Genomic DNA, 20568 nt, shown 5'->3' on the forward strand with positions numbered 1-20568 from the left:
GACGGTCGTGTGAATGCGGTCGGAGCTTCTACCGCACCCGGCCCGTCGGGAGGAACCCCCGGCGGTTCGCTAGGCCAGCGCGGCCCGGCGGCGGCGGATGACCGCGCCGATCGCGCCGAAGCCGAGGATCATCATCGCCCAGGTGGCCGGTTCCGGCACGCCGCCGGCGAATTCGGCGACGGTGACCGAGGACCGGTAGTTGTCCATCTTGATCGCGCCGTTCTGGACCAGGCTTCGGGCGACGACCGAGCCCTGGATGAAGTTGCCGATCTTCAGGTCGGCCTTGGGCGCGAGCACCGAGCCGTACCAGCTCTTGGAGCCCAGATCGATGCTGGTGGCCTCGAAGAAGTTCCAGATCACCTTCTGGCCCAGGTTGGCCGAGCTGTTGAAGTTGATGCTGCTGGGCAGGCTGACCTTCGCGCCGGCCACGTTGATGACGATCAGGTCGTAGCTCTCAGGCGCCTCGACGATCAGCTGGCTCTTGCCGGTCAGCTGGCCCTTCAGGTCGCTGATCGAGAAGATCGCCGCGCCCGAGCCGAGGCCGGGGTTGAAGATCGCCTGCTGGCTGGTGGTCGTCATGATGCTGGTGGCGTCAAGCTCGGCCAGGTAGTTGGACGTGGCCTGCAGCTCCTGCTCGTAGATGGCGGCCTGTTCCTCGATCGCCGCCTGGAGACCGTCGGCGCTCTTGTCGCCCGCGTGCTTCGTCCCGTTCGAGGTCTTGATCGAGCCGCCGTAGTAGATGTCCTTGGCGTTCGTGCCTTCGACGTTGCCGCCGGCATAGACCGAGGCGCCGTTGGCGTTGACCTTCTTGACGTTGCCGTCGACCGTCACCGAGCCGCCGCCGTTCATGTTGGCGCCGGAGTCGAGGTTGCCGCCCACCTTGAGGCTGCCGCCGTTGTTGATGTTCTTCGCGCCGCCCGTGACGTTACCGCCGACCGTGAGCGCCACGCCGCCTGTCCCCTGCGCGCCCGGCGAGGTCAGGTAGTTCGACGAAGATCCGCCCTTCAGATTGCCGCCCACGAACGTCCGGCCCTGGACCTCCGAGGTCGACTGCAGATCCTTCAGGACGATGAGGTTGAAGTCGCGCATCGCCTGGAAGCCGCCATTGATCTGATCGGCGCCGACGGCGCTGGGCAGAGGGGCGGCCATGGCGGCGCCGGCCAGCGCCAGGCTGGCGGTTGCGGCTGCGAAGAGGGGGCGGACCGGGTGCATCGACGCTACTACGCCTTGAAAAGGTTAAAGGACGCACCCACCGCGCCCCGAATTCGGCGGTTGCGGGCGTCAAATACCCATCTTGAGTGTGCGATGCAGCATGGCCTGGTGTCGCAGCCGCCGGCCTGGGCGCCCGCCGATCAGTCCAGCGGCTCGCAGTCGAAGCGGTCGATCTGGCCGTTGTACAGGCGGTAGACGGCGTCCTGCGGGACGTCCTGGTCGAGGGTCGCCTGCCGGTCGAGCCCGGCGTAGGCGCCGCGCAGCAGGCGGCCCCAGACGCCGTGGCTGACGGCGATGATGCGGCGCTCAGGTTCGGGCGGAAGCGTTCCCAGCCAGTCCGAGGCGCGGGCGGTGACGTCCTCGAAGGTCTCGCCGCCGGGCGCGCCGAAGAACCACTCGCGGGTCGCGAAGGCGTCCGGGTGGATGTGGGCGATCTCGGCGCGCAACCGGCCCTCCCACGCCCCGCAACAGATCTCGGCCAACCTTGCGTCCGTTTCGATCGGCAATCCCGTGGCCTCGGCCACGAAGCCGGCGGTGCGCTGGGCCCGACCGATGGGGCTGCAGACCAGCCGCCAGCCGTGGGGACCCTCGGCGCCGACCAGGTCGGCCGCCAGCGCGGCCATCGCCGCGGCCTGACGCTCGCCCAGCGGCGTCAGGTCGCTCTCGGTGCGGCCCTGGATGCGCCCTTCGCGGTTCCAGAACGTCTCGCCATGCCGGACGAGGATTATCACTGGGGGACGGTCATCGCTTGCGGCGGACCACCGGGTGCGAGGTGGACAGGCCGCCGTCCACCGCCAGGGTCTGGCCGTTGACGTAGCTGGCGTCGTCCGAGGCCAGGAACAGGCCGGCGCGGGCGATCTCCTCCGGCTCGCCGTAGCGGGTCGTGGGGTTCAGCTGGCCGATCTTGTCCTCGTTGCCGCGGGCCCGGGCGCCGTCGAAGATGGGCTTGGTCATGCCCGTCTCGATCAGGCCGGGCGCCACCGCGTTGACCCGGATCCCGGTGCCGTAGAGCTCGTTGGCGGCGGTCTGCACCAAGTTGATCACGCCGGCCTTGGACGCCGAATAGGCGGGGCCGCCCGCGCCGGAGCGGATGCCCGCCACCGAGGCCGTGCAGATGATCGCGCCGCGGCCCCGGGGGATCATCGCCGCGCTGGCGTACTTCACGGCCAGGAACGGGCCGATCAGGTTCACCCGCAGGATGTTGGCCCAGTAGTCGGCGGTCTGCTCATGGAGCGGCGCAAAGCCGCCCGAGATGCCGGCGTTGGCCCAGAAGACGTCGAGGCCGCCGAAGTCCGCCTCGGCTCGGTCGACCAGCGACTTCACGAAGGCGTCGTCGCCCGCGTCGCCCTGGATGGCGATGGCCTTGCCGCCGGCCTCGTTGATGGTGGCCGCCGTGGCCGACACGGCGTCGGTGATGTCGGCGCAGATGACGGCGGCGCCTTCGGCCGCGAAGAGCTTGGCCGCCGCCCGGCCGATGCCGCTGCCTGCGCCGGTGATGACGGCCGTGCGGCCGGAAAGACGTCCCATGGTGGTCCTCACAAAGGCGAATATCGGTGCGAGCCCAGTGCCCCCTCCACCGCTTCGCGGTCCCCCTCCCCCGCAAGCGGGTGAGGAACTGGGGCGATCAATCAGCTCTAGTTCCTCCCCCATGCCAATGGGGGAGGGGGACCGCGAAGCGGTGGAGGGGCGCTAGGACCGCGTCATACGGTGGTCTTGGCGCGGGTCGCCGCCGCGAGGATCGCGTCGACGAAGATGTCGTAGAGGCCCGGCGGCAGGTCGTGGCCCATGCCGGGGATGATCCGAAGTTCGGCGCCGGGGATGGCGTTGGCGGTGTCGATGCCGCCCACGGGCTGGACCAGCGGGTCGTCGGCGCCGTGGAGGACGACCGTCGGCACGTTCAGCGTCTTCAGTTCCGCGGTCCGGTCGCCGTCGGCGCCGATGGCCTGACGCTGGCGGCCCACGCCGGCCGGATTGAAGGCGCGCGCATGCTCGGCGACCACACGGTCCCGCAGTTCCTCGTCGGTCCAGGGATAGCCGGGGCTGCCAATGGTGCGGGCGTTCTTCATGCCGTGGGCGATGAAGGCCTCGTAGTCGGCGGCCGGATCGGGCGGCGGGTTGCTGATCACCGCCATCGCCTCGGGCGTCGCCACCACATCGCCGCTGGGCGCCGACATGATCGACGTGAGCGACAGCACGCGCGCCGGATAGTCGATGGCGATGCGCTGGACGATCATCCCGCCCATCGAGACGCCGGCGATGTGCGCCTTCGGCGCGCCCACGGCGTCCAGAACCGCCATCGCGTCGGCGGCCATGTCCTTCAGGGTGTAGCGCTGGCCCGACTGGAACCAGGTCGAGAGGCCGGTGTCGCGGTTGTCCATGCGGATCGCGCGGTAGCCCTTGGCCACGAGTTTGGCGCAGAACGCCTCGGGCCAGCGGGTCATCTGCGACCCCAGGCCGTTGATCAGCAGAATGGTCTCGGGACCGTCGCCGAACACCTCGTATTCGATCTCGACGGCGTCGCCGCTACGGGCTTTCGGCATCGGCTTTTCCTCCTGACTTGACCCCTGAGGGTTGTGCGATGTGGGCCGCACACACCCGTACGCGTGAAGTCGCTGGTCTTCGGCGCCCGAGTGCGCCAATCATTGACGAAAGAGTCGCCCGGGGGGAGGGGCGGACCCGAAGCATGCGCGTGATCGTTCCCTTGCTGTTGTCCCTGGCGATGTGGGCGTTCATCCTGCTTGGCCTTGCCGGACTCTGGCTGAAGGTGTTCGCCCACTAAGCCGGCCATGGCGGCCTACGGGATCAACAGCACCCGCCCCACGGCGGCCCGGCTCTCGATGTAGGCGTGCGCGGCGGCGGCCTCGGATAGCGGGAACTCGCGGTCGATCAGCACCTTCAACTCGCCTTTCGCCACGCGGTCGATCAGGCTGGTGATGCTCTTCTGCACGCGGTCGGTGTTGATCTCCGCGCCCAGGAAGACGCCCGAGATGGTGCGGTTGCCGCCCATCAGGGTGGAAAGGTCCATCTTCTGGCGATCGCGCCCAGCCTGGCCGACAGTCGAGACCCGCCCGCGATAGGCCAAGCTGTTGATCGAGCTCTGCAGCACGGCGCCGCCGACGGAGTCGACGACGACGTCTGCGCCCTTCTTGTCGGTGATCCGCATCACCTCTTCGACCACGTCATGGGTGGAGTAGTTGATGCCGTGGGTCATCCCCAGGGCCTTGAGGCGGTCCAGCCGCGCGTCGGAGGAGGCGGTGGCGATGACCATCGAGGCGCCGGCCTTGGCGGCCAGCTGGATCGCGGCGACGCCCACGCCCGAGGCGCCGGCCTGGATCAACGCCACCTCGCCGGCCTTCAGGCGGCCGAACTCGAACAGGCAGTCGTCGGCGGTGCCGAAGGTGACCGGGATCACGGCGGCTTCCTTGGTCGACAGGCCGTCGGGCACCTTCCAGGCGGTCTTGGCCGAGACCGCGCGCAGCTCGGCGTGGCTGCCCCAGCCGCCCGTCGTGCAGACCTTGTCGCCGACCTTGTGGTTGGTAACTTCGCTGCCGACCTCGATGACCTCGCCGGCGGCCTGGTAGCCGACCACGTGCGGGTTGGTCATCAGCGGGCCGCCGAACCGGTTGAGCGTGTCGCCGCCCTCGATCGCCACGGCCTCGACGCGGATCACGATGCCCTTGGGATGGCACTGCGGATCGGGGACGTCCTCGTACTTCAGGACGCTGGGAGGACCGTTCTCGTAATAGACGGCGGCTTTCATGGGGGATCCTCCTCAAACGCTTGTTTGACGGCAGACATTCCATGACCATGGTGCTGACGCAAGGGGAGGACGGCATGCAACTGGCCAAGCCACGGATCGACATCGGCCTCGCCACCAACGCCCTCGAACCCATGCTGGCGTTCTGGCAGGGCGAAGTGGGCGCGCCCCTGGACCACGTGCTGCCCATCCGCCGGGGGCAGGATCAGCACCGCCACGACGTGCTGGGGAGCGTGTTGAAGATCAACCATCACGCGGCCCCGCTGCCGTCTAACCCGCCCAGCGGCTATCTCGAGCTGGTCATCTCGCGTGAGGGGCTGACGGCGCCGCGGATGTTGGCCGATCCGGAAGGCAATCGGGTGAGCCTTATGCCGCCCGGTCATGAGGGTGTCGGCCAGATCGGCGTGCGGCTCGGGGTTCGCGATCTGGAGGCCCACCGGCGCTTCTACGGCGAGGCGCTGGGGCTGCCCGAGGAACGGCCGGGCGTGTTCCGCGCCGGCGAGAGCCTGATTCTGCTGGAGGCCGACCCCTCGGCGCCGGCCGACGCCCAGATGCAGGGGCCGGGCTGGCGCTACATCACCTTCCAGGTCTTCAAGGTCGACGACGAGCACGCCGCCGTCCTGGCCAAGGGCGGCCGCGAGGCGCTGGCCCCGGTCACGCTGGGAACCACCGCGCGGATCTCGATGGTGCGCGACCCCGACGGCAACTGGATCGAACTCAGCCAGCGGGCGTCGATCGTGGGCGACCTTACCTAGGCGAGCGGGTCTGCAAGCCTGGATGGCGTGAGTCTTGCTCTGGCTGGCCGCGCGTAACCCTTCGACACGATTCCATGACCCCGAACAATTCGGACGATCCGACGCTCATCGTGGAAGCGCTCTAACAGGTGGCGGCCGACCCCCACCGTTGGGTGAGCCTTGTCGAAGCGCTGGAGCTGCAGCCTTCCCGCGACGAGGCGCCGACCATCGCGCTGCGCGGCATCGAGCATAGCCAGGAGGTCGCCAGGATCGTCGCCGGCAGTGCAGCGCCGGAAATCCGTCTCTTCAGTCACGCCCTGGGTTGGGTGGCCCTCAGCGCCTCAGGCCGGGTGGCCGCCGTCAATGCGCGCGGCTCCAGCGTGCTCCAGGACATCGCACATGTAGAGCCGGGCTCAAGACTTCGGTTCCATGCGCCTGACAACGATGAGGCTTTTGCGCACGCCCTGGAACAGGCGCGGGCCAGCGGCAGCCAGGCGGTGGTCAGATTTGAGCGTGGACGGGACGAGCTTCCCTGCTTCGGCTTCATGGCTCCCGTCCGTAGCCTGGCCGACGTGGCCTATCTCAGCGGCCTTGAGTTGGATGGGGTCGAAGGGGGGCTGGCCCTGCTGTTCCCCGCCGTCGAGGAGACGGGACAGCTCTGGCGTTCGATCCACCGCAATTTCGGCCTCACTGGGGCGGAGATGCGCCTGGCCGAGCGGCTGCGCGATGGGCAGACACTGAAGGAGGCGGCTGACGACCTCGGGCTCTCGATCAACACGGTTCGCAACCAGCTTCGCGCCGTGTTCGACAAGATGGGGCTGAAACGGCAAGGCGAACTCATCCGCGCGCTGACGGAACTTGGTCAGGTGGCGGGCGTCATGGATGGGGTGTCGTCCGCGCCCACCCCGATGCCTGCGCCGCCCGTTCTGTCACTTCGCCTCAAGGACGGGCGACGCCTCGCGTACAGAGACTATGGCGAGCGTTCCGGGCGAACGATCCTCTTCTTCCATGAGGGGCTCGGCTCCAGCCTGCTGCCTCCGGGGATGCAGAGGTTGGCGACAGGATTGGGTATTCGCGTGGTTGCCGTCGAACGGCCCGGGTTCGGGCAGTCCGATCCCCGCGAAGACTACAGCTTCGAAGGCGTCGCGGACGACATGGTCGAGCTCTGTGACGCCCTGGCGCTCGAGGACATCCATCTCTCGGCGGTGCTGTCCGGCGCGCCATCCGCAATCTGCACGGCGGCGCGACTGGGGGATCGGGCCCGCCGCGTTCTTCTCTGTTCCGGGCGACCTCCGCGAGCCGCCAGGCGCAACGACTCCATCATCGCGCGCTTCCGCGCCCGAATGGAGCAGAACCCGTGGGTCGTCGAAGCGCTGTACGGCATCCTGCAGACGCGAATATCGCCAGCGTTCATCGAGCGGATGATCGCCGCCGGCTCGGCCTACTCGCCCGGCGACCGCGCCTTCGTCGAGGCCAACCCGTGGGTCGCGACATTCGTCGCCGCCGCAAACGCCGAATGCGTCGCGTTGGGACGGAAGGGCGTCGCCGCCGAAATGGGCGCCTTCCGACGATCCGCCAATACGACCCCGATCGGCGTGACCTGCCCCATCACGGTCTGGCACGGCGAGGACGACAAGTTCGCGCCGCTTTCCGACCTTCTCGAGTACCTGGGCACGTGGGCCAGCGATGTGCATGTCTTCCCTGGCATGGGTCATCTCATCGGCCTCCAGAAATGGGCCGACGTCGTGCGGTACCTGGCCCGGGCCTGAGTTCCGCTTAGTCCGTTTGCGTCATGCGACCGCGGCGACACCATGCTTCCTGTTCGCCGACGGCGGCTCGGCCGCATTTGCAAGGCAAACAGAATGACGTCTCGACTTTCAGTGATCGCCGCGTGCGTGGCGCTGTCGTTCGCCGCGGCCGGCACGGCTACCTCGGCCACGGTGACAGTGGTGAGCAGCGCCGCCGAGCTCGGTGTGGTCAACTCCAGCATCACGTTCGACGGCGCGAACGACGCCAGCTTCGCGGCGATCCAGTCGAACTTCGGTGTGACGTTCAGCTCGGCGACGGCGGGCGCGAGTCCCTTCATCACCGCTCCTGGAAACTACTCGGGGATCGGCGTCCTATCGAGCCGCGCCCTCGGCAATACCTTCAACGGACTGATCTCGGACATCAGCCAGGCGCCAGTCTACTCCGCCAGCGCCATGCGCGCCTTCGATATCAACTTCGCCGACCCGGTGGCGGCCTTTGGTCTGACGGTTCAGGGATGGGGGCATGCCCTCATTGCGCACAGCTTCACGCTGTATGGCGCGGGTGGACAGGAACTGGGCAGCTTCACCTTTGCGCAAGCGGGACTGTCCGCTGGCGACTTTTCACCAAACGGCTTCGCCGGGTTCAAGGTCAGCGGTGGTGAGATCGGCAGGGTACGCGTCGCGGCCGCCGCCGGCATCGATGACTTCGTCGCGTTCGACAACATCACCTTCGTCGGCGGCGTTGGAAACGCCGTACCCGAACCCGCGGTCTGGGCCCTGCTGGTGATGGGCTTCGCCGGTGTGGGCGGAGCCTTGCGCAGTCGTCGGCGTGTGCTGACCTAGCCGTTGCGCTTCACATAGTTGCGGATGGCCGCGACGATCGCGTCCTGGGTCTCGGGCGCGAGGTAGGCGTGCATGGGCAGGGCCAGGACCTTGCCGGCCGCCGCCTCGGTGACCGGCAGGCCGCCGGGCTGGGGATAGTGGCGGTAGGGCGCCTGGATGTGCAGCGGGACCGGATAGTAGACCGCCGTCGGCACGCCCTCGCCGCGCAGGTGGGCGGCCAGGCCGTCGCGGTCGTCGGTCTCGATGACGTACTGGGCCCACACCGAGGTCCCGCCCGCGATGACGGGCGGCGCGCGCACCACGTCGCCGAGACCCTCGCCATAGCGGGCGGCCACCTTGTTCCGGGCCGCGATCTCGTCGGCGAAGATGGTCAGCTTCTGAAGCAGGACGGCGGCCTGGATCGTGTCCATCCGGCTGTTCATGCCGACGCGCATGTTCAGGTACTTGGGATCGTGATCGAAGGTGCGGCCGTCGAGGTCGCTCTTCACCGCCTGGCCGTGGACCCGCAGGCTCACCAGCAGGTCGTGCAGGCGCGCGTCCTTGCAGAGCACCGCCCCGCCGTCGCCGTAGCAGCCCAGCGGCTTGGCCGGGAAGAACGAGGTGGTGGTGACGTCCGCCCAATGGATCGGGTGCTGGCCGTTCAGCGTGCAACCGAAGCCCTGCGCGGAGTCGGCGATCAGCTTCAGGTCGTACCGGTCCGTAACAGCCTTGATCGCGGGATAGTCGGCGGGCTGTCCGAACAGGTCGACGGCGATGACGGCGCGGGGCGTCAGCTGGCCCTCGGCCTTCACCGCGGCGATCGCGGCGTCCAGCTTCACCGGATCGATGTTGTAGGTGTCGGGCAGCACGTCGACGAACACCGGCGAGGCGCCCACCAGGGGCATGACCTCGGCGGTCGCGGCGAAGGTGAACGAGGGGCAGAAGACGGCGTCGCCGGGCCCGATTTCCCAGGCCATCAGCGGCAGCACCAGCGCCTCGGTTCCCGAGCCGCAAGAGAGCGCGTGCGGCGCCTGGCCGAAGGCGCAAAGCTCGGCTTCCAGCTGGGCGATCTCGGGGCCCATGATGTAGGCGCCCGAGCGAACCACCTTGAGGATCGCGTCCTCCAGCGGCTGGCCCAGGCGGGCGCGTTGGGCCTGAAGATCGATGAACGGAATCATGGGCGCGGCTTATGCCCTGCGCCGCCATGCGCGGCCAAACACGGTTGGTTTCGCGACGTTTCCCGCAAACCCCCTCTCGCTTCGCGAGCTCCCCCAGAGGGCAGGGCTATCGCATATGGCCGGCGCTTGAGGCGGGGCCCTCTCCCCCTTGCGGGGAGAGGGTTGGGAGTGGGGGTGTCAGCTCAGAGCCTGGAGTTTCGCACCCCCACCCCCGACCCCTCCCCGCAAGGGGGAGGGGAGCATCCCTATCAACCCACCGTCATATGCGATTGCCCTGGGGGAGGTCCCGAGCGCAGCGAGGGGGCGGGGGCTACGGCTTATGAACAACGCCGTCCTTCATCACGAAGCGCACCTTGGTCAGCACCGTCACGTCCTTCAGCGGGTCGCCGTCGACGGCGACGATGTCGGCCGCGTGGCCGGGGGTGAGCGCGCCGGCCACCGACGAGAGCTGCAGGTGGTCGGCGGCATTGACGGTGGCGGCCTGGATCGCCTCCAGCGGCGTGAGCCCCGCCTTGACCAGCAGGGCGAATTCGCCGGCGTTGTCGCCGTGGGCCGAGACGCCGGTGTCGGTGCCGAAGGCGATCTTGACGCCGCCCGCGTGCGCGCGACGCGCCATGTCGAGCATGCGGGGGCCGGCTTCCAGGGCCTTGGCCGACTGGGCGGGCGTGAGGAAATTGTTCGGGCCCGAGGCCACCCGGTAGACGAAGTCGCCGGCCATCAGGGTGGGCACCAGGTAGGCGCCGTTCTTCTTCATCAGCGCGATGCCCTCGGCGTCGAGGAAGGTGCCGTGCTCGATCGAGTCGCCGCCGGCCTTCAGGAAGCTGTTGATGCCGTCGCCGCCATGGGCGTGGGCGGTGACGCGGCGGCCCATACGGTGGGCCGACTCGACGATGGCCTTCAGCTCGTCCTCGGAGAACTGCTGGGCCAGGCCCGCGGCGGTGTTGGAGAGCACGCCGCCGGTGGCGGTGATCTTGATGACGTCGGCGCCCTTCCAGACCTGTTCGCGCACCGCGCGCGAGCAGTCGGCGGCGCCCGAGCAGACCGAGCCGGGCCGCAGCACGTGCATCACGTCCTCCCGGAAGCCGTTGACGTCGCCGTGGCCGCCGTGGATCGAGATCGCGCTGCCCGAGGCGACGATCCGCGGGCCGGGTACGTCGCCGAGCGAGATGGCCTTGCGCAGCGCGAAGATGGCGTCGTCGTCGGCGCCCAGGTCGGCCACGGTGGTGAAGCCGGCCAAGAGGGTCTTCTTCGCATAGCGGGCGGCCACCATGGCCTGTTCGGCCGACGACTGGGTCACCTCCTCGAGACGGGAGTTCGGGTTTTGCTCGCCCGTCAGGTGGACGTGGCTGTCGATGAAGCCCGGCAGGACGAAGGCGGACTTCAGATCCACCACCTTGCCGCCCGGCTCGGTGAGGAAGCCGTCGGCGATGCGCACCACCTTGCCGTTCTGGACGACCAGGGTCTTCTGGGTTTCGACCTTGCCGGTGGCGGGATCGACCAGCACGCGGCCGGCGTGGACGAACGTGGTCGGATTGGTCTGCGCCGCGGCCGGCGCAACGAGGAGAGCGGCGGCGAGCGCGCCGGCGAGAAGCTGTTTCACTGAGAGGCCCCTGAAAGATCTGTGCGGGACCTTAAGCGGTTTCCGGACGCGGAAAACCCTCAGAACAGGATCAGCGGCAGGACGCGTGACCGCCCCGGTCAGAACGGCCTGCCGCCGCGGCGAACACCTAAATCTGCCGCGCGCGGCCTTCCCAGTAGGGGGCGCGCACCTTGCCGCGCTGGATCTTGCCGGCTTCGGAGCGCGGCAGGCTGGTGACGAAGTCGAGGCTGCGGGGGACCTTGAAGCTGGGCAGGCTGTCGCGGGCGAAGGCCAGGATTTCCTGGGCCAGCAGGTCCGAGGGCTCGTAGCCGGGCTTCAGCAGGATGACCGCCTTGACCTGCTCGCCCCACTCGTCGTGCGGCACGCCCACGGTGGAACTGTCGGCGACGGCTTCGTGCTTGATCAGCTCGTTGTCGATCTCCTGCGGGTAGATGTTGACCCCGCCCGAGATGATCGTCTCGGCGCTGCGGCCGGTGAGGAACAGGTACCCGTCGTCGTCGAAGTATCCCATGTCGCCCATGGTGAAGTAGTCGCCGACGCGGCTGGCCTGGGTCTTCTTCTCGTCCTTGTAGTAGGTGAAGCCGCCGCCCGGCGGCAGCTGGTGGTAGATCGTGCCCGAGACGTTGGGCGGGCATTCATTGCCCTGGTCGTCCAGGATCTTCGAGCCCAGCAGCTCGGGCTTCTTACCCACCGAGCCGGGCTTCCGCAGCCACTCCTCGGAGTTGATCATGAAGCCCGCGCCGCCTTCCGAGCCGGCGTAGTACTCGCTGATCACCGGGCCGAACCAGGCGATCATGGCGTGCTTCACCTCGGGCGGGCACGGGGCCGCGCCGTGAATGATGTATTTGACCGACGAGATGTCGTAGCGGGCCTTCACCTCGTCGGGCAGCGCCAGCAGCCGCTGGAACATGATCGGCACCAGGTGCATGTGGGTCACCTTGCGATCCTGGATCGTGCGCAGGGTGTGCTCGCTGTCCCACTTGTCGAGGAACACCAGGGTGGCGCCCGCGCCCATCGCGGCGCGCACGTCGAACGCCAGCGGCGCGGCGTGATAGGCCGGTCCCGCGCACAGCTGCACCGAGTGGGCGTCGTAGCCGCGCAGCGCATACATCGCCTGCGGCGTCACCGCCGGAGCCGCGCGGAAGACGCCCTTCGGCCGGCCGGTCGTGCCGGAGGTGTAGAGCATCTGATTGCCCAACGAGGGGTCGGCGATGTCGGATCCGTCGAGGCCGGCCAGTGCGGCGTCATAGTCCTGGAAGCCGTCGATGGGCCCGCCCAGGCTGATCTTCAGCTTGAGGCCGGGGGCCTCGGCGGCGGCCGGCGCCGAAGCGGCGATGCGGGCCTCGGCGAACACCGCCTGGGCTTCGCAGTCGTTGAGGATGTAGGCGATCTCGTCCGTGGTCAGGTGCCAGTTGATCGGCGTGATGCGGAAGCCGCCGCGCAGGGTGGCGGCCTGGATCTCGATGAACTCGCCGCGATTGGACATCAGCACCGCGACCGCGTCGCCGGCCTTGAGGCCGGCGTTCCGCAGCAGGCGCACGATGCGGTTGGCGTTGCGGTTCACCTCGACGAACGAGCGGGTGCGGCCGTCGGGGTCGATCACCGCGGCCTTCTCGGGCTGGACATCGGCCCACACCGACGTCGTCATGCCCACCATAGCCGCCGCTTCCAGCCGCTGGTCCAGTCCGGCCCGTTCCAACACCGCGTCCATCCAGATCCTCCACTCGGCTTTACGCCGTATATTATGCCCAGCTTTCGAAAACCGATCATGGCATGGACGCCACGTCAGGGACAATCGCCACGGCGCGCCGTGGGTAGGTTCGCCGGGCGATGGGACGTGATAGAGGCCAGGCGTGATCGCCCAGACCGAAGCCTATGGACTGACCTTTCGCTATCCCGCCCACGATACGGCGGTGGGGGCCTGCCTCCGCGATTTCGGAGAGTTCGCCAAGCCGGAACAGGATTTCCTGCTGGATCACGCGCCGGGCCCGACCGGGACATTTGTCGACGTCGGCGCCCACATCGGCTCGGTTTCGATGCCGTTCGCCAAGGCGCGGCCGGGCTGGCGGGTCATCGCCATCGAAGCGGCCTTTCCCCTGGCCAACCTGATCCTCGAGGGCGCCGAGGCCAACGGTCTTTCCAACGTCGAGGTGCTGTCGGTGGCGGCCGGTGAGGCGGCCGGGATCGCCGAGTTCCCGGCGATCGAGCTGGGCTACACCGGCAACTTCGGTGCGGTGGGCTTTGCCCATCGGCTTCAGAAGCGACGCAAGGTGGGCGTCCGTCCCCTGGACGACATCGCGCCCGACGACACGAAGGTGGTCAAGGTGGATGTCGAGGGCTTCGAGGCCGCCGTGCTGCGCGGGGCCACGCGGCTGTTGCGCGACATCCGGCCGGTCTGGCTCCTGGAAGCGCATCGCGGCAAGACCGAGCAGACCCGCGAGGTGGCCGACCTGCTGACGGCGCAAGGCTACCGGCTGTTCTGGTTCTTCTCGCCGTTCGCGACGCCGCTGGCTCCGAAGGGCGCGCCGGCCGAGGTCGGGCGCGGCGACCTGGGCCTCGTGGCCGCGCCGACGGACCAGGCGTTACGCTGGGAACTCACGCCTGTGACCGACCTGGCCGCGCCGCCGACGGAAGACCGCGCGTTTCCGTACCTGGGCCGGTACGGCTACGCGCTCTGACCGCGGAGCCGTCGCAGCACCCAGCCGCCGACGGTGGCGCCGAACGCGGTGATGAACGTGCCCCACGCAATGTCGATGACGGTGATGTGCGTGGACCAGACCTTCAGCGTCGCCTGGTTGGTCAGGTCGTAGGTGGCGTAGCACATGGCGCCCAGCAGGCCGCCGTACAGCGTCGAGCGCAACAGCGGCTCGTTCTTCCGCGGATAGACCACCAGCGCCAGCACGCCCGCGATGTAGGCGAGGTAGAACACCACCGCCGGCGGCAGCCGCGCGGAGGGCAGGGCCACCGGGTCCAGCGTGGGGAAGTACACCTTGGGCCCGAACTGGGTGAGCCAGATGTAGTCCACGATCGCGAAGGCGATCCCGGTCGCCAGATAGACCCCGATCAGCCGTCCCATGGTCCGCCCCTCCTGCCGCGTTACGCGGGCTTCAGTCTGTAGTGGCTCACGCCCCATTCCGTCCCGCCACGGTGGCCGAAGAGGCCGGCGGTGGCGAGGAAGAACAAGCGCCAGCGACGATGCCACAGGGTGGCGTCCTTGCCATAGGTGGCCTCGAGCACCGGCCGGATCCTGGCGATGTTGCGGTCGTAGGCTTCGAGCCAGTGCAGCGCCGTCTTCTCGTAGTGCGTCCCGCTCCAGCGCCAGTCCTGCTCGACGGTGAACAGGTCGGGGAACTGGGCCATCAGGCCGTGGCTGGGCATCACGCCGCCCGAGAAGAAGTACTTGCCGATCCAGTCGGCCTCGTCGTCGAGGTCAAACCGGTAGGGCGTGGTCTTGTGCGTGAAGACGTGGATGAACAGGCGGCCGTCGGGCTTCAGCCAGGTCTTCACCCGGCCCAGCAGGGCGCGCCAGTTCGACATGTGCTCGAACATCTCGACCGAGACGACGCGGTCGAACGCGCCCGGCGCCTCGAAGTCGTTCATGTCGCAGGTGATCACCTCGAGGTTGCCCAGGCCGCGTTCCTGCGCCCGGGCCATGATGAAGGCCTTCTGGCTGGCCGAGTTCGAGACCGAGGTGATGCGCGCGTTCGGATAGGTCTTGGCCATCCACAGCGACAGCGAGCCCCAGCCGCAGCCCAGCTCCAGGATGCGCTGTCCGTCCTGCAGATCGGCGTGCTCGGCCGTCTCCTTCAGCGCGTGCTCCTCGGCCTCGGCGATGCCGTCGCCGGGGTTCTTGTAGAGGCAGGACGAGTACTTCAGCTGCGGGCCCAGGCAGTTCAGGAAGAAGTCGGCGGGCACTTCATAGTGCTGGGCGTTGGCCGCGTCGGTGTGGGCCGCGATGGGGTGCTCGGCCATATCGCGGGCGAAGGCGGCTTCGGTTCCGGGCCCGGCCTTGGAATGCTCGCGCCGCGCATTGGCCACCAGGAGGTGGATCGCGGTCTTGCGGACGACATCGGGCAGCGGCGCGCCTTCGAAGGTGTCGATGATGGCGGAGGTGAAGCTCATGCGGACTCAGGACTGCTGTTTGGGAGGAAGGGGGAAGAAGACGCTGACGCGCTTCTGATAGTCGCGGAACTTGTCGCCGCGGGACTTGAGCATGGCCTCCTCCAGCGGCGGGACGCCGGAGACATAGCGGAGCAGGCCGAACATGACAGCCGGCGCGACGAGGGTCAGCAGGGTGACCGGCCGCGACAAGTCCAACGCCATGACGGGATAGGCCATCCAGCCCAGCCACTGGAAGAAGTAGTTGGGATGCCGCGACCAGGCCCAGAGGCCGGTCTCGATGACCTGGCCCTTGTTGTCGGGATTGGCGCGGAACCGCTTCATCTGGGCGTCGGAAACGGTCTCACCGACGATGGCGATCAGGTAGACGATCAGCGCCAGGCCGTCGCGCAGATCGAGCTGCGGGACGGGTCGCTGGGCGGCGACGACCACGCTCAGGCCCAGCAGCGCGCTGGCCGGGGCCTGGGGCAGGCTGACCCACAGCATGGTCAGTGGATAGTTCTTCGCGGTCGCCCGGAAGGCGGCGTAGCGGGGATCCTCGGGATGGCCGGCGACCCGCGGCGCCAGATAGAGGCCCAGGCGCAGGCCCCAGACCAGCATGAAGGCCGCGATCATCAGGCGGCGCGCCTGACTGGTGTCGGTCCCCGTGGCGAGGAAGGCGGCGGCGGCCAGCACAAAGCCCGTGCCGAAACTCCAGAAGACGTCGGTCCAGCCGCCGTTCTTCACGGCCAGCCCGTAGGCCCAGGCCCCGACCATCACCACCAGCATGGCGGCGAGCACGAAAAGTTCGATCTGAAGCAGCATGCGAATGTCCCCGAGGCATACGACCACGTTCCGCGATCAGACGCATCCGCCCCTGTGATGGCGTCGTAGCATTTGCTAAGCACTCTGGCGGCGGGAACGCGCGCCAGGTCTGGCGCGTGCACGGAGGGTTGGAGACAGTATGAGCGGTGGTGAACGGCTGAGCGTGGCCGTGATCGGGGCCGGAATCGCGGGTCTTTCCGCGGCCTGGCTGCTCTCGGAGAAACACAACGTCACCCTGTTCGAGGCCGACCCCCGTCTGGGCGGCCACGCCAACACCGCCGAGGCGCCCGGCCACCAGGGGCCGGTTCCGGTCGACACCGGCTTCATCGTCTACAACGAGGGCAACTATCCCAACTTCACGGCGCTGCTGGAGCACCTGGGCGTGCCCAGCCTCTATGCCGACATGTCGCTGAGCGTCTCGCTGGACGACGGAGCCTTCGAATACTCCAGCTTCGGCCTGGGCGGCATCTTCGCCCAGAAGCGCAACCTGCTGTCGCTGCGGTTCTGGGGCCTGCTGCGCGACATCAATCGCTTCTTCCGAACCGCGCCGAAGGACCTCGCCGAGCTCGAGCGCAACGCCACCCCGCTGGGCGACTACCTGAAGGCCAAGGGCTATGGCGACGCCTTCCGCGACGACCACCTGCTGCCCCAGGCGGCGGCCATTTGGTCGACCCCGCTGGACCAGATCGGCGCCTATCCGGCCGCCTCGCTGATCCGGTTCTTCCTGAACCACGGGATGATGACGATCACCGGCCGGGGGCTATGGCGCACGGTCGAGGGCGGCAGCCGCGCCTATGTGGCGAAGCTGAGCGCAGCGTATCGCGGCGAGGTGCGCAAGGGCGTCCGCGTGGCCGGCGTGCGGCGCGACGCCAACGGCGCAGAAGTCCGCCTGGCGGGCGGGGCGCGCGAGCGCTTCGACCAGGTGGTGCTGGCCACCCATGGCGATACGGCGCTGTCGCTGCTGGACGATCCGAGCCCTGAGGAGCAACGCCTGCTGGGCTGCTTCCGTTACGCCCGCAACATGGTCGCGCTGCACACCGACACCGTGCTGATGCCCAAGCGCCGCCGGGCCTGGACCAGCTGGAACCACATCGGCATGCGCGACAAGCCGGGCGAGGGGGCGGTGACCTACTGGATGACCCGTCTGCAGAGCCTGAAGGACGCGCCCGAGCTGTTCGTCACGCTCAACCCCAATAAGGAGATCGCGGCGGACAAGCTGATCCGGACCGAAATCTACGAGCATCCCCTGTTCGACGCCGACGCCATCGCCGCCCAGCAGCAGATCTGGGACATCCAGGGCGCGCGGCGCACCTGGTTCTGCGGCAGCTACCTGGGTCACGGCTTCCACGAGGATGCGCTGCAGTCGGGCCTGGCGGTGGCCGAGCAGCTGGGGGGCGTGCGCCGGCCCTGGACGGTCGAGGGCGAAAGCAGCCGCATCCACGTGCGCGACCGGGCCCTGGACGAGGCGGCCTGAGGTGCTTGCGTCCGGGCTCTATCCCGGGGTGGTCAGCCACACCCGGCTGAAGCCCCGCCGGCACGGCCTGCGCTATCGCATCTTCATGCTTCTGCTGGACCTGGACGAGGTCGCGGCGCTGGACCGCGATCTGAAGCTGTTCTCGCTGAAGCGCTTCAATCTCACCGGCTTCGATCCCCGCAAGCATGGCGACGGCTCGGCGACCCCGCTCAAGGCGCAGGTGGAAGCCCAGCTTGCCGCCGCCGGGATCGCCCATGGCGGGCCGATCCGCCTGCTGGCGATGCCGCGCATCCTGGGCCTGGGGTTCAACCCGCTGACCGTCTACTTCTGCCACCGGCCCGACGGCGCGCTGTCGGCGATCCTCTACGAGGTGAACAACACCTTCGGCGAGCGGCACAGCTACCTGATCCCCGCCGAAGACACGCCGATCGTGAAGCAGGCCTGCGAGAAGGGCTTCTACGTCTCACCCTTCATGGACATGGACCTCAGCTATGCGTTCCGCGTCCGGCCGCCATCTGAGCAGGTCCAGGTGCTGGTCGATGTGGACGACGCCGAGGGCCGGGTACTGGCGACGGGCTTCGTGGCCGAGCGCCAGGAGATGACCGACCGCAACCTGGCCCGGGCGTGGCTCACGCATCCCTGGATGACCGTGGGCGTGGTGGGCGCCATCCACTGGGAGGCGCTGTTCATCTGGCTCAAGGGCGAGAAGATCCGCCAGCGGCCGGCGAAGCCGGCGTGGTCGGTGACGGTGGTGGGATCGCAACTGAAGGCGGTGGCGTAGCGGCGAACCCCGCGACGAGGTCGGCCAGCGGCTGCTGGCTGATGCGGATGGCGCCCTCCTGCGGGCGGTCCAGATCCAGGATCACCGTGATCGCCAGGGTCAGCAGCAGAAACAGCAGCGTGCTCATCCCGCGGCCCCGGCGGCCCGCCGCGTCCAGGGCCGAGCCCAGGACGCCGGCCGAGACCAGGGCGTAGACGGCCAGCACCGCCAGCACCATCGTGGGGATCCGCGACGCGTGGGTGGCTTCGCGGGTGACGCCGATGTCCAGCGCCTCGTTGACCGCCGGCGTGATCATGGCCGCCAGCGGCGTGGTCGCGATGGGCCGCAAGGCGGTGATCGTCTCGCTCTCGATCCGCGCGCGCAGGGCCTGAGAGGCCGCCCGCAGCGGCGGCTTGGCGGCCGCGCTGGCCTCGCCGTAGCGCAGGCGGGTGTCGGCGTAGGTGCGCAGCAGGCCGGCCAGCCGCGGGCCGTCCTGGCTGTCCAGCAGGCGCGCCCGCATTTCGGCCGTGCCGATGGCGTTGGCCTCGTCCACGACCAGCTCGCGTCGGGCGTCGTAGCGGTCGAGCGCCAGGCCGAAGGTGAAGGCGATCAGCAGCGCCAGCAGGCCCAGCACGCCGTTGAAGATGTAATCGTGCTCGGCCGCCTCGCCGTCGAGGTTGCGGGCCAGGCGCCGCCGCAGCCAGCGGCCGGCCTCCATCGCGGCCATCAGGCCCACGAACAGCACGACGGCCAGGATCCAGAGCGGCGTGCCGATGATCAGCGTGTCCATGCGCCCCCCCGCGTGTGACCCAGGGACTATGGCGCCCCGCCGCTGCGGTCCGCTAGGCCCGCCGGAACACCCAGATGTCGCCCACGTCGCCCAGGTTGATCGGGTCGCGATCCAGGACGAGGCCTGCCGTCGCGGCCAGCGGCGCGGGGTCGGACATGTAGAAGGTCAGCCGCTCGGGACTGCGCTGGACGATGCGGCCGCCGGGCTCGGCGACGGCGTATTCCAGCACCTGGTCGAGGCGGTTCACGCCCTCGCGGAAGGTGCGCTCCTTGACGAACATCAGCAGGCGGCGGCCATCGGGCAGCGGCTGGTCCATCACCGGCAGGTGCTTCTCGGCCGGCGCCGGCAACTTCATCACGTCGATGCGCGGCAGATGGCAGGCGGCCAGCGCGCCCTCGGCCATGTGTCGGGCCACGACGGCGAAGGTGTTCTTCCAGGCTGCGCCGGCCGGCACGTGGGCCAGGGTAAAGAACGGCAGGAACACCAGGTCGAACGTGCGCTTGAGATCCAGCGAGGTCATGTCGCCCCGCACCATCTGGATGCGGCTCCGGACCTCCTCGGGCAGGCCGGCCACCCGCGTCTGCGCCTGGGCCAGCATGGTGGGCGAGATGTCGACGCCGACGATGGGGTGGCCCCGTCCCGCGAGGCCCGCCGTCAACCGTCCCGTACCGGCGCCCAGCTCCAGCGCCGAGCCGCCTTCGGGAACCAGTCCGGCGTAGATGTCTTCATCGCCGCGGAGCCGGACATCGAGGCCGGTGATCATGTCATAGTGGGCGGCGCTGAGACTGCCCGGCGTGTAATACGGTTTGGCCATCGGGGCCTTGTGCCGCCGCCGTTGCGTTGGATCAATGCCGGGTCCAAGTATCGGCGACACGACGGGCCCGAGCCTGGGGAGAGACGATGACGTTTACCCGATGGATGGCGCGTCTCGCGCTGCTGATCGCGATGCCGCTGACGCTGGCGGCCTGCGGGATCAACACGATCCCCACCCAGGAAGAGCGCGCCAAGGCCCAGTGGGCCGAGGTGCAGAACCAGTACCAGCGCCGCGCCGACCTGATCCCCAACCTGGTGGCCACGGTGAAGGGCTATGCGGCCCAGGAATCAAACGTGCTGATCGGCGTGACCCAGGCGCGCGCCAACGCCCTGCAGGTGCGGTCCGACCCCGGCATCACCCAGGACCCGGCCGCCTTCCAGCGGTACGCGGCGGCGCAGAACAACCTGTCGCTGGCCCTGGCCCCGATGCGGGTGCTGCAGGAGGCCTATCCCGACCTGAAGTCGAACGAGAATTTCCTGGCGCTGCAGTCGCAGCTGGAAGGCACCGAGAACCGGATCACGGTGGCGCGGAAGGACTACAACGAGGCCGTCCGCGACTACAACACGACGCTCCGGACCTTCCCTCAGATCATCTGGGCCAAGACCGTGCATGGCGGGTCCAAGCCTATGGAGCTGTTCCAGGCCACGGCGACGGCTCAGTCCGCGCCGACGGTGGACTTCGGCGCCCCGGCCGCCGGGACGCCGCCGCCCGGCGCCGCCCCGGCTCGCCGCCGCCGAAATAGATGGGGGCGCGCGC

At 68.8% G+C, this 20568-nt stretch carries 19 protein-coding genes and 1 pseudogene; 7 read left to right on the forward strand and 13 right to left on the reverse strand.

What is annotated here, in order from left to right; all coding sequences use genetic code 11:
• Nucleotides 1–69 precede the first annotated feature (69 nt).
• From ACQ66R_RS15830 to ACQ66R_RS15850, 5 genes are all read right to left on the reverse strand, one after another.
• On the reverse strand, nucleotides 70–1212 hold the full coding sequence (locus tag ACQ66R_RS15830; RefSeq protein ID WP_430423584.1) for a collagen-binding domain-containing protein: 1143 nt from the start codon (nucleotides 1210–1212) through the stop codon (nucleotides 70–72).
• A 140-nt stretch (nucleotides 1213–1352) separates the two neighbouring features.
• Nucleotides 1353–1943, reverse strand: coding sequence for a histidine phosphatase family protein (locus tag ACQ66R_RS15835; RefSeq protein ID WP_430423585.1), 591 nt, complete (start codon nucleotides 1941–1943; stop codon nucleotides 1353–1355).
• A 10-nt stretch (nucleotides 1944–1953) separates the two neighbouring features.
• Nucleotides 1954–2739, reverse strand: coding sequence for an SDR family NAD(P)-dependent oxidoreductase (locus tag ACQ66R_RS15840; RefSeq protein WP_430423587.1), 786 nt, complete (start codon nucleotides 2737–2739; stop codon nucleotides 1954–1956).
• Between the two features lie 173 nt (nucleotides 2740–2912).
• On the reverse strand, nucleotides 2913–3752 hold the full coding sequence (locus ACQ66R_RS15845) for an alpha/beta fold hydrolase (RefSeq protein WP_430423589.1): 840 nt from the start codon (nucleotides 3750–3752) through the stop codon (nucleotides 2913–2915).
• Nucleotides 3753–4006: 254 nt separating this feature from the next.
• Nucleotides 4007–4972 carry a quinone oxidoreductase family protein gene (locus tag ACQ66R_RS15850; protein ID WP_430423591.1) on the reverse strand — a complete coding sequence of 322 codons (966 nt, stop codon included), beginning with the start codon at nucleotides 4970–4972 and terminating at the stop codon, nucleotides 4007–4009.
• A gap of 41 nt (nucleotides 4973–5013) precedes the next feature.
• On the opposite strand from ACQ66R_RS15850, the gene ACQ66R_RS15855 reads away from it, so the two are divergent.
• From ACQ66R_RS15855 to ACQ66R_RS15865, 3 genes are all read left to right on the forward strand, one after another.
• Nucleotides 5014–5724 carry a VOC family protein gene (locus ACQ66R_RS15855; RefSeq protein WP_430423593.1) on the forward strand — a complete coding sequence of 237 codons (711 nt, stop codon included), beginning with the start codon at nucleotides 5014–5016 and terminating at the stop codon, nucleotides 5722–5724.
• Between the two features lie 128 nt (nucleotides 5725–5852).
• Nucleotides 5853–7472 carry an alpha/beta fold hydrolase gene (locus ACQ66R_RS15860; protein WP_430423595.1) on the forward strand — a complete coding sequence of 540 codons (1620 nt, stop codon included), beginning with the start codon at nucleotides 5853–5855 and terminating at the stop codon, nucleotides 7470–7472.
• Between the two features lie 93 nt (nucleotides 7473–7565).
• Nucleotides 7566–8294 carry a PEPxxWA-CTERM sorting domain-containing protein gene (locus tag ACQ66R_RS15865; protein ID WP_430423597.1) on the forward strand — a complete coding sequence of 243 codons (729 nt, stop codon included), beginning with the start codon at nucleotides 7566–7568 and terminating at the stop codon, nucleotides 8292–8294.
• Here the strand turns inward: ACQ66R_RS15865 and ACQ66R_RS15870 are convergent.
• The 3 genes from ACQ66R_RS15870 to ACQ66R_RS15880 form a co-directional block, all read right to left on the reverse strand.
• Nucleotides 8291–9451 carry a DegT/DnrJ/EryC1/StrS family aminotransferase gene (locus ACQ66R_RS15870; protein ID WP_430423599.1) on the reverse strand — a complete coding sequence of 387 codons (1161 nt, stop codon included), beginning with the start codon at nucleotides 9449–9451 and terminating at the stop codon, nucleotides 8291–8293. The genes ACQ66R_RS15865 and ACQ66R_RS15870 overlap by 4 nt on opposite strands.
• Before the next feature lie 310 nt (nucleotides 9452–9761).
• Nucleotides 9762–11051 (reverse strand): amidohydrolase family protein, encoded by a 1290-nt coding sequence (locus ACQ66R_RS15875; protein ID WP_430423601.1) that lies wholly within the window; start codon nucleotides 11049–11051, stop codon nucleotides 9762–9764.
• Nucleotides 11052–11178: 127 nt separating this feature from the next.
• Complete coding sequence (locus tag ACQ66R_RS15880; RefSeq protein WP_430423603.1) at nucleotides 11179–12762, reverse strand: AMP-binding protein; 1584 nt, start codon at nucleotides 12760–12762, stop codon at nucleotides 11179–11181.
• A gap of 142 nt (nucleotides 12763–12904) precedes the next feature.
• Here ACQ66R_RS15880 and ACQ66R_RS15885 point away from each other — a divergent pair, with 142 nt between their 5' ends.
• Entirely contained in the window at nucleotides 12905–13729 is an 825-nt protein-coding gene (locus ACQ66R_RS15885) for an FkbM family methyltransferase (protein ID WP_430423605.1), read from the forward strand.
• On the opposite strand, the gene ACQ66R_RS15890 is transcribed toward ACQ66R_RS15885, so the two are convergent.
• From ACQ66R_RS15890 to ACQ66R_RS15900, 3 genes are read right to left on the reverse strand one after another with little or no spacing between them, the layout of a single operon-like run.
• Nucleotides 13717–14127: a DUF2177 family protein gene (locus tag ACQ66R_RS15890; protein ID WP_430423607.1), complete on the reverse strand. Its 411-nt coding sequence runs from the start codon at nucleotides 14125–14127 to the stop codon at nucleotides 13717–13719. The two genes, ACQ66R_RS15885 and ACQ66R_RS15890, sit on opposite strands and share 13 nt — an antisense overlap.
• 20 nt (nucleotides 14128–14147) lie before the next feature.
• On the reverse strand, nucleotides 14148–15173 hold the full coding sequence (locus ACQ66R_RS15895) for an SAM-dependent methyltransferase (protein ID WP_430423609.1): 1026 nt from the start codon (nucleotides 15171–15173) through the stop codon (nucleotides 14148–14150).
• Nucleotides 15174–15179: 6 nt separating this feature from the next.
• Nucleotides 15180–15974, reverse strand: a complete 795-nt coding sequence (locus tag ACQ66R_RS15900; RefSeq protein ID WP_430423610.1) for a DUF1295 domain-containing protein — start codon at nucleotides 15972–15974, stop codon at nucleotides 15180–15182.
• 139 nt (nucleotides 15975–16113) lie between these two features.
• Here ACQ66R_RS15900 and ACQ66R_RS15905 point away from each other — a divergent pair, with 139 nt between their 5' ends.
• Together ACQ66R_RS15905 and ACQ66R_RS15910 are read left to right on the forward strand one after the other, a co-directional pair.
• A complete protein-coding gene (locus ACQ66R_RS15905; protein WP_430423612.1) occupies nucleotides 16114–17448 on the forward strand; it encodes an NAD(P)/FAD-dependent oxidoreductase in 1335 nt (444 codons plus the stop codon).
• Nucleotide 17449: 1 nt separating this feature from the next.
• On the forward strand, nucleotides 17450–18229 hold the full coding sequence (locus tag ACQ66R_RS15910; protein WP_430423614.1) for a DUF1365 domain-containing protein: 780 nt from the start codon (nucleotides 17450–17452) through the stop codon (nucleotides 18227–18229).
• Here ACQ66R_RS15910 and ACQ66R_RS15915 read toward each other — a convergent pair.
• The gene (locus ACQ66R_RS15915; RefSeq protein ID WP_430423616.1) at nucleotides 18144–18998 is read right to left on the reverse strand and encodes a hypothetical protein; all 855 of its coding nucleotides are present in this window, start codon (nucleotides 18996–18998) and stop codon (nucleotides 18144–18146) included. The two genes, ACQ66R_RS15910 and ACQ66R_RS15915, sit on opposite strands and share 86 nt — an antisense overlap.
• Before the next feature lie 52 nt (nucleotides 18999–19050).
• The gene (locus ACQ66R_RS15920) at nucleotides 19051–19812 is read right to left on the reverse strand and encodes a class I SAM-dependent methyltransferase (protein ID WP_430423618.1); all 762 of its coding nucleotides are present in this window, start codon (nucleotides 19810–19812) and stop codon (nucleotides 19051–19053) included.
• An 86-nt stretch (nucleotides 19813–19898) separates the two neighbouring features.
• On the opposite strand from ACQ66R_RS15920, the pseudogene ACQ66R_RS15925 reads away from it, so the two are divergent.
• A pseudogene (locus tag ACQ66R_RS15925) lies at nucleotides 19899–20519 on the forward strand (LemA family protein); the annotation flags it as partial.
• Nucleotides 20520–20568: the final 49 nt, after the last annotated feature.

The sequence above is a fragment of the Phenylobacterium sp. genome, from assembly GCF_965284355.1.
Lineage (GTDB): Bacteria > Pseudomonadota > Alphaproteobacteria > Caulobacterales > Caulobacteraceae > Phenylobacterium.